Below are 8538 nucleotides of genomic sequence, written 5' to 3'. Positions count from 1 at the left end.
CCGCCGAGTGGGCACCCCAACCCCACCGAGTGGGCACCCCAGCCCCGCCGAGTGGGCACCCCAACCCCACCGAGTGGGCATGCAAGGGTTTCACCCACCGTGAATCCAACTGCCCTTTCGCCCTGATCAGCGGCTAACCTGGGCAACGCCTGTTCGATGTCCCACGTGGAGCGAGCGGCTGCACACAGACTCTTGGAGGTATCTCGATGTCGTCCGCCCGCGAGGCTTTCGCCTTCCCCAACCCGGTCAACGACTACGCCGCCCGCGCGACAGCCGGTCTGGTCATCGCGCTGGCCGTCGCGTCGATCGCCGTCAACCAATGGTGGCTATACGCGATCGTGGCGCTCGGCTTCGCCCTGCGCGTCGCCGGCGGGCCCAAGTATTCGCCGTTCGGCCGACTTGCGGTCCACGTCATCGTGCCGAGGCTCTGGCGCAAGGAGAAACTGGTCCCCGGGCCGCCGAAGCGTTTCGCCCAGACTGTCGGGCTGGTGTTCGGCCTGGTTGCGACAGTGCTCAGTGTGCTCGGGCACGGCTTGGCGGCGGAGATTACCATCGGCCTGCTGGTTGCCGCCGCATTCCTGGAGTTCGCGTTCGGGATCTGCCTGGGCTGTATTGTTTTCGGCTTCCTCCAGCGCCACGGGGTCATTCCCGAGACGGTCTGCGAGGCGTGCAACAACCTCAACCTCGATCGTGGCGCCGCCACCTTGGACCCCGCCCGCGTCTGAAGCGCGTCCCGACGTCGTCCCGAGACAGGGCAGTCCGACGGCAATGCTCCCTGAGTGGCGGCTATTCGGGACGATCCTGGATGAGGTTAAGCGCGATGCCGTCAAGGATGTCGTGCTCGGAAACGACAAGCTCGGTGATACCTGCACGCTCATGCATCTGCGTCGCCAGCGCATCGGTCACCAGCGCGCCGGCGCCGATGACGTCAACCCGGCCCGGGTGCATCACGCCCAATGTGGCGCGCTGCTGCCGGGGCATCCCGACCAGCTCCCAGCACACCCGGTGCAGGTCGGTCAGCGACACCCGCGACAGGTGGATTCGGGCCGGGTCGTATTCGGTCAATCCGGCAACCAGCGCGGCCAGTGTGGTCAGCGTGCCGGCGACACCAACCCAGGTACGGACCGACGACACATCGACGGCCGCGAAGGCGGGCGCGAGTCGCTGAGCGATAAACTCCGACGCGGCGACGATCTCCTCCCCAGACGGCGGGTCACCGGCCAGACACCGCTCGGTGGTCCGGACGCACCCGACATCGGCCGAATACGCTGCGGTGACCCCCGCCTCATCGCCGACGACGAGCTCCGTGGATCCGCCGCCGAGGTCGGTGACAGCGAATGGGCCCAGCTCCGGAGCGAGATCGCCGACCGCTCCGCGGAACGATAGGCGCGCTTCTTCGTCGCCCGAGATCACCCGTGCCACAGTCCCGGGGACCACCTTGCCGAGCAGCTCAGCAGTCATCGCGAAGAAGTCGTCACGGTTGGCGGCGTCGCGCGTGGCCGAGGTGGCCACCATGTCGACGCGCTCGACACCGAGCTCGCGCATCGTCGCCGCATACCCGGCGAGGGCGACTCGGGTGCGCTCGATCGCCCCGTCGGCGAACCGTCCCGTCGCATCGACGCCCTGCCCCAACCGCACGACAACCATCTCGCGGCGCACATCACGCAGGCCGGCAGAATCCGCCGTGGGATCGGCGACGAGGAGCCGGATCGAGTTCGTCCCGCAATCGACGGCGGCCACTCGGGTCAACTCTGCTCCTCCTGGGGGAAACGCGGCCAATCTGCGGGCAAGGCCGTGCCCCGCAGCCCGTCGTCGCAGGCCAGCGCAACAGCCTCGTCGCCAAGCGGGTTGACCCCCGGGCCTTTGGCCAGCGAATGCGCCATCAAGACGTGCAGGCATTTGACCCGATCGGGCATGCCGCCCCCGCTGAAATCAGTGCCCAGCGATTCAATAGCATCACGTTCAGCCAAATACCCGTCATGCGCCCGTCGATACACCGCCGCCAACTCCTCGTCGACGAGCAGCCGCTGCGACATCGCCTTCATCACCCCCGACGACTCCAGCCGGCTTGCCGCCGAGGTCAAGCGCGGATCAGTCAAGTAGTAGAGAGTCGGGAACGGGGTGCCGTCCGGCAGTCGCGGCGCTGTCTTCACCACCCCGGGGCGGCCGTCGGGGCTGCGGTAGCTGACTTCGAGGACGCCGCGCGGATCACGGCCGAGTTGCTCGGCGATGGCGGCCAGATCGACCGGAGACACGGACACGGCGTCCGTCACTTCGCCGGCGGCGGAGTCGCCACCGAATCCCACAGATTCGCGAACCACGGGTTGGCGGCACGCTCGGCGGCGCGACGCTCCTCCTGCGCCGTCCGCTCCCGACCGGGAATCTCCAGCACGAACGGAGTCTCACCCGGTCGCACGTACTGCAGCCGCGCGCGCGCCTGCGCCTCGACGTAGGCGGGGTCGCCCTGCTCATTCACCTTGCGGGTCAGCTCCGCACTCTCCTGCTCAATGGCCGCATTGCTCGCACGGATCTGATCGAGCTCGGCACGCTGAGAGAAATAGGTGCGAATCGGCACCGCCAGGGTGAGAGCGACAAAGCCCACCACGACGGCCAACACGATCGCGCGCCGCGGATTGAGGCCCTGCCAGCGCGCCGCCAACGCGCGAGCGGGTACGCGAACGAGGCCACGACGACCGCTGGCTGTTGACGTTTCACCGGCCCCCACATCGCCCACGCCGGTATCGTCGGAGGATGTCTCCTCCCCGGCAATGTCGATGTCGACCCGGCCGATCACGGTGGTCACGGCATCATCAAAAGGTGCCGACGACGCATCGTCGACGAGGTCGAGACTGATCGCATCGGTGATGGGCCCGCTCGACGGCTGCGGCGCTGGATTCCGGCCACGCCGGGACCCTGATGGCCGCGACGGCGCGACGGGCCGGGTGCGCGAAGAACGGGCGGACCGACCCCGGCCCGCCCGCTCGTTTCGACGCTCTCCCATACCCTCTAGCTAATCACGCCGACGGCGAAAACCATGGGAAGGCGAGGTCACCGGCGTACCGTGCCGCGTCGCCGAGACCCTCCTCGATGCGCAGCAACTGGTTGTACTTCGCGACACGCTCACTGCGCGCCGGGGCTCCGGTCTTGATCTGACCGCAACTGCACGCGACAGCCAGGTCGGCGATCGTTGTGTCCTCGGTCTCGCCCGAACGGTGGCTCATCATCGTCTTGTAGCCGTTGTTGTGCGCCAGCGCCACCGCATCGAGGGTCTCGGTCAGCGTGCCGATCTGGTTCACCTTCACCAGCAGCGCGTTGGCCGCGCCTTCGACGATGCCGCGCTCCAGCCGCTCCGGGTTGGTGACAAACAAATCGTCGCCGACAATCTGCACCTTGTCGCCAATCGCCTCGGTCAGCGCAACCCACCCCTCCCAGTCGTCCTCCGACAGCGGATCCTCGATGGACACCAGCGGGAAGTCGTCGACGAGCTTCGAGTAAAACTCGGCCATCTCCTGCGCCGATCGACTGGCCCCCTCGAACGCATAGCCGGTGCCGGCGGAGTAGAACTCGGTGGCCGCGACGTCGAGCGCCAACACCACGTCGGAACCAAAACGCAGCCCCGCGCCGGTGATGGCTTCCTCGATGATGCCCAGCGCCTCGATGGTGCCCGACACGTTGGGCGCGAACCCGCCCTCGTCGCCGAGACCAGTGGACAGACCCTTGCTCTTGAGTACCGACTTGAGCGAGTGGTAAACCTCGGCGCCCCAGCGCAGCGACTCGGCGAACGTGGGCGCCCCAATCGGGGCGATCATGAATTCCTGCACGTCGACACCGGAGTCGGCGTGTGCACCGCCATTGATGATGTTCATCATCGGCACCGGCAGGATGTGTGCGTTGGGCCCGCCGACATAGCGGTACAGCGGAAGCGCCGCCGACTCTGCCGCGGCCTTGGCGACGGCGAGCGAGACGCCCAGCAGTGCATTGGCGCCGAGCCGCGACTTGTCCGGGGTGCCGTCGAGGTCGAGGAGCGCCTGGTCGACGAGACGCTGATCGTCGGCCTCGTATCCGATGATTTCCTCAGCGATCTCGGTAAGGACTGCCTTGACCGCCTTCTGGACACCCTTCCCGCCGTAGCGGTCTCCGCCGTCGCGCAACTCAACGGCCTCGTGTTCACCGGTCGACGCGCCCGATGGCACCGCCGCACGGGCCAGTGTGCCGTCCTCGAGAGCCACCTCCACCTCAACGGTCGGATTGCCCCGCGAATCGAGAATCTCGCGCGCACCCACTTGCTCGATCATTGCCACGGCTGTCTACCCCTCATGATGAAACTGGGCCCGCTCGCTACCGCTCCCGGCGCCCATGGTGAACTGGGCCCGCTCGCTACCGCTCCCGGCGCCCATGGTGAACTGGGCCCGCTCGCTACCGCTCCCGGCGCCCGATTGTTGTTGTGAGTTGATACCCCCAGCGTAATACCGCACACCATGTCGTGTTCGGTCAGTACCGGACGTTGACGGAGTACGCGTTGGCGCGGGCGCTGACCTCTTCGGCGTAGGCCCTCGACTGGTTGTAGACCATCAGCGCCTTCATCCACCCCTTGGCCGTTGTCATATCGCCGCCCGAGGACACGCACAGGTAGCGTGCCGCCGACAACGCCGCATCGTCGATATTGTCCGGATCTGCCCGGCCGTCGCCGTTGGCGTCGACACCGAACCGCTGCCACGTCTCCGGCAGGAACTGGAATGGCCCCTCGGCCCGCACATAGTTGGGGCTGCCGTCAGCACGAGTCGGCGTCTGCGGGTCGACCATCGACATGTTGCCATTGGTACCGTCGAGCTGGGGCCCGCGGATCGGTGGACTGGTGTCACCGTTAGGACTGACCCGCGCACCGTGGTGACGGCCGTGCTTGCTCTCGGTGCCGGCGATGCCCGCCAGCGTCGTCCAGGAAATACCGCACTCAGGATGCTGCTGACGCTGGATTTCTGCGGCATTCCCGTAGGCCTCCAACGCGGTCACCCCAATGCCCGTCGCATTCGAGATCGGCCGGGCCCAGGCGTTCAGCTTGTCGGCGGTCCGCCCGGGATCGTGGATGTTGAAATACGGCACCGGCGCCCCCAGACCCGGCGGGATGCCGGTGGGAATGTCGGTGCGGTGCAATGACGGAAGGTTCACACAACCCGCACCGACGACGGCGATCGCGACAAGCGCACACGCCATCGTCGTCAAAGCTCCCCGCCGGGGTGTGGTGCCCATTGTCGTTCCCCTCGCACGAATACCGGGTCAATTGTTCCATATGAACGATCAACAACCGAGAGACGTCACAGGTAGCCGAGCGCAATCGCTCAGCGCCGCTCCTCGGTGGAGAAGATGATCCGGTCCGACGGCTCGTCGAACCACGGTCGACGCGGTGCGGGCTTAGCCGCCAACACGTCCGCATCGGCGGGCCGCGGCACCGTCGAGGTGACTTCGGGCTCGTCGGATACGCGTATCCGAAACGGGCCCTTGGGTCGCGGCTCGGGCTCCGGCTCCGGCTCGGGCTCCGGCTCCGGAAGGGGCTCCGGCACGGGCACGGGCACGGGCTCGGGCTCCGGCACGAGCTCCGGAAGGGGCTCGGGCTCCGGCACGAGCTCCGGAAGGGGCTCCGGCTCCGGCACGAGCTCCGGCTCCGGCTCCGGCACGGGCTCCGGCGCGGGCGGCCCAAACCTCGGTTCGGTCGCACTGGCACGGATCACCGTCGGGTAGTGGGTGATCGGCGGATTCGGGTCGATCGGATTCAAATCGACGACGAACGGCCCGCCGGTCGGCTCGACAATCTCGATCTCCGCCGGAACGAACTCCGGCTCCGGCGGGTAGTAACTCCGCACCAAGCCCGGATCCCCCACGGGTGGTGTCCCCACCGCAGGAGCGTCGACGACGGGGATCTGCTCGGTCCACGCCTCCGAATCGGTCACCACCGCGCCGACCGCGGTGGGTCCGGAAATGTCGGCCACTGCGGGTTGGCCGACCTCTACGCCGTCGTATCCGGCAACTTCGGATCGAGCCGGCACACCAAGGTAGAAGAGCCACTGCTCGGGCGTGGTCAGGCTCCCGCCCTCCTGCGCCGCACGTCCTTCGGCGTGGTAGACGAGGTCCATCAGATCCAGTGCGCGCTGACGAGTCGCATCTTCCACCGAATCGGCACCCACCTCAACGCTGATCTCCACCAGCGCGGGGTCGATCTGCGAATATGGGAAGCCTGCCGCCGTCACGCGCTCCACCACTTTCTGGGCCAACAGCAGCGCCGGCGCCGTCGTCACGATGCCGTCCAGAATCGAACCCGACGCCCGCTCGGCCGCCTTGGCGGTCTCCCAATCTGCGATCTGGCGTTCCAGATCGCTGTGCTCGCCGGACAGCACCCCCGGTGTCCGCCGTGTCACCTTGTCGATGAACGCTTGCGCGACATCGTCGATGTCGAAGGGCTCACTCGGGTTGTCCGCAGCAATCCGGGCATGGAAGAGCACTTGGAGTAACAGGTCACCCAACTCGTCGCGAAGGTCGGTGACCGTGCCGACGTCGATCGCGTCAAGCAGCTCGTAGACCTCTTCCAGGACGAACCGGCGCAACGACTCATGCGTTTGACGGCTCTCCCACGGGCCGGTGGTACGCAAATGATCCATCAGCTCCACGGCGTCGAGCAGCGTGGACCCGGACCGTTCCGGCGGCTCGGGCTTGATCGGTGGGGATAGCAGGACCTCGCCGCGATCGACCCGCACGACGACGAGCGGGTGAAGGCGATCAGTGCTGACCAGGACCGTCGCCGGATCTCCGTCGTCACCGGTGGCGACTTCGGCATGCGGCAGCGCCCATAGCACCGACGCGGCGACATCCTCGGTGACCTGTACCAGACCGTTCACCAGCTTCGCAGCGGCAAACGGCAGCAGATCCTGGTTCTGCGGGTCCAGCAGGACGACGGTCATGGCTCCTCATTCCTCGAATACTTGACATTTCACACCACTGGACCGCGATCCGGCAGTACCACCGGGCTAAACGGTGCGCGTCATCTGTGTCAGCAGCACCATCAGATAGTCGATCAACTCCTCGTCGCGCAGCGGTGCCGACCCCATGCCGCCGGACTTCGGCATCGGCACCGCGACCATCGACGTCGTCGGCCGGTAGGTACCGCCCGGGTAGAGCCGCTTGAGCCGCACCTGCAGGCTGTCCGGCAGCGCCAGCGGCGAAATCCGCACCTGCGAGCCCGCGACCGTGATCTCGGTGACCCCCCGGGCGCGCGCCGCGATCCGCAGTCGGGCGATCGCCGCGAGCCGCCGCGTCTCCGTCGGCGGCGGGCCGTACCGGTCGGTGATCTCGGTCAGCACGGCGTCCACCGCACTGTCATCGGGGGCGGCGGCAAGCTTGCGGTAAGCCTCCAGCCGCAGCCGGTCGGCATCGACGTAGTCGACCGGGATGTGCGCGTCGACGGGCAGGTCGATGCGCACCTCCTTGGACTCCTGCTCGACCACGGTCTCGCCATCGGCCGCCGCCCGGTACGCCTGCACCGCCTCGCCGACCAGTCGAACATAGAGGTCGAAGCCGACGCCGGCGACATGCCCGGACTGCTCCGCGCCGAGTACGTTGCCCGCACCGCGCAACTCGAGATCCTTGAGGGCGACCGCCATGCCCGCACCGAGCTCGTTGTTCTGCGCGATCGTCGCCAACCGGTCGTAGGCGGTCTCGGTCAGCGGATGGTCGGGGCTGTAGAAGAGGTAGGCGTAACCGCGCTCCCTGCTGCGGCCCACCCGGCCCCGCAACTGGTGCAGCTGGGACAGGCCGAAATGTTCGGCCCGGTCGAGGATGAGCGTGTTGGCGTTGGCGATGTCCAGGCCGGTCTCGATGATCGTGGTGCACACCAGGATGTCGTACTCGCGATTCCAGAACCCGGTGACCGTCGACTCGAGCTGGTCCTCATTCATCTGACCGTGCGCGATCGCAATCCGCGCCTCGGGCACCAGCTGCGCCAGTTCGCGCGCCGTCTTGTCGATCGACGCCACCCGGTTGTGGACATAGAACACCTGGCCGTCGCGCAGCAACTCACGGCGAATCGCCGCGGCGACCTGTTTGGCCGAATATGCGCCGACATAGGTGAGCACCGGATGACGCTCTTCGGGCGGGGTGAGAATAGTTGACATCTCCCGGATCCCGGCCATCGACATCTCCAGGGTGCGCGGAATCGGCGTGGCCGACATGGTCAGAACGTCGACGTGGGTGCGCAACGCTTTGATGTGCTCCTTGTGCTCCACACCGAAGCGCTGCTCCTCATCGACGATGACCAGACCGAGGTCCTTCCACCGCACACCGGTCTGCAGCAGCCGATGGGTGCCGATGACGATGTCGACCCGACCGTCGGCCAGCTGCTCGACAGTCTCGCGCGCCTGCGCCGGGTCGGTGAAGCGACTCAGGCCGCGGACGGTCACCGGGAACTCCGTCATCCGCTCGCGGAACGTCTGCAGATGCTGTTGCGCCAGGATGGTCGTCGGGACCAGAACCGCGACCTGCTTGCCGTCCTGC

8 protein-coding genes are annotated in these 8538 nt (G+C 67.2%); 1 reads left to right on the top strand and 7 read right to left on the bottom strand.

All coding sequences use genetic code 11. The features are described from left to right. Positions 1-206 precede the first annotated feature (206 nt). On the top strand, positions 207-725 hold the full coding sequence (locus tag B4M62_RS02575) for a DUF4395 domain-containing protein (RefSeq protein ID WP_290704726.1): 519 nt from the start codon (positions 207-209) through the stop codon (positions 723-725). Positions 726-786: 61 nt separating this feature from the next. On the opposite strand, the gene B4M62_RS02570 is transcribed toward B4M62_RS02575, so the two are convergent. The 7 genes from B4M62_RS02570 to B4M62_RS02540 form a co-directional block, all read right to left on the bottom strand. Next, complete coding sequence (locus B4M62_RS02570) at positions 787-1749, bottom strand: Ppx/GppA phosphatase family protein (RefSeq protein ID WP_290704723.1); 963 nt, start codon at positions 1747-1749, stop codon at positions 787-789. Then, complete coding sequence (locus B4M62_RS02565) at positions 1746-2261, bottom strand: DUF501 domain-containing protein (RefSeq protein WP_290704720.1); 516 nt, start codon at positions 2259-2261, stop codon at positions 1746-1748. The genes B4M62_RS02570 and B4M62_RS02565 overlap by 4 nt, the downstream gene beginning before the upstream one ends. An 8-nt stretch (positions 2262-2269) precedes the next feature. Next, on the bottom strand, positions 2270-2803 hold the full coding sequence (locus B4M62_RS02560) for an FtsB family cell division protein (RefSeq protein WP_290704717.1): 534 nt from the start codon (positions 2801-2803) through the stop codon (positions 2270-2272). Between the two features lie 211 nt (positions 2804-3014). Continuing rightward, a complete protein-coding gene (gene eno, locus B4M62_RS02555; RefSeq protein WP_414651761.1) occupies positions 3015-4295 on the bottom strand; it encodes a phosphopyruvate hydratase in 1281 nt (426 codons plus the stop codon). 196 nt (positions 4296-4491) lie between these two features. Then, positions 4492-5247, bottom strand: a complete 756-nt coding sequence (locus tag B4M62_RS02550) for a lytic transglycosylase domain-containing protein (RefSeq protein ID WP_290704713.1) — start codon at positions 5245-5247, stop codon at positions 4492-4494. Between the two features lie 89 nt (positions 5248-5336). Further along, on the bottom strand, positions 5337-6950 hold the full coding sequence (locus B4M62_RS02545; protein WP_290704710.1) for a MazG family protein: 1614 nt from the start codon (positions 6948-6950) through the stop codon (positions 5337-5339). A gap of 66 nt (positions 6951-7016) precedes the next feature. After that, positions 7017-8538: TRCF domain-containing protein (locus B4M62_RS02540; RefSeq protein WP_290704707.1), on the bottom strand; the 1522-nt coding region annotated here is incomplete at its 5' end.

The sequence above is a fragment of the Gordonia sp. UBA5067 genome (assembly GCF_002414845.1).
Taxonomy (GTDB): domain Bacteria; phylum Actinomycetota; class Actinomycetes; order Mycobacteriales; family Mycobacteriaceae; genus Gordonia; species Gordonia defluvii.
Note: the sequence above shows the minus strand (reverse complement) of the source record. Positions and strands in the feature narration are given on the sequence as shown.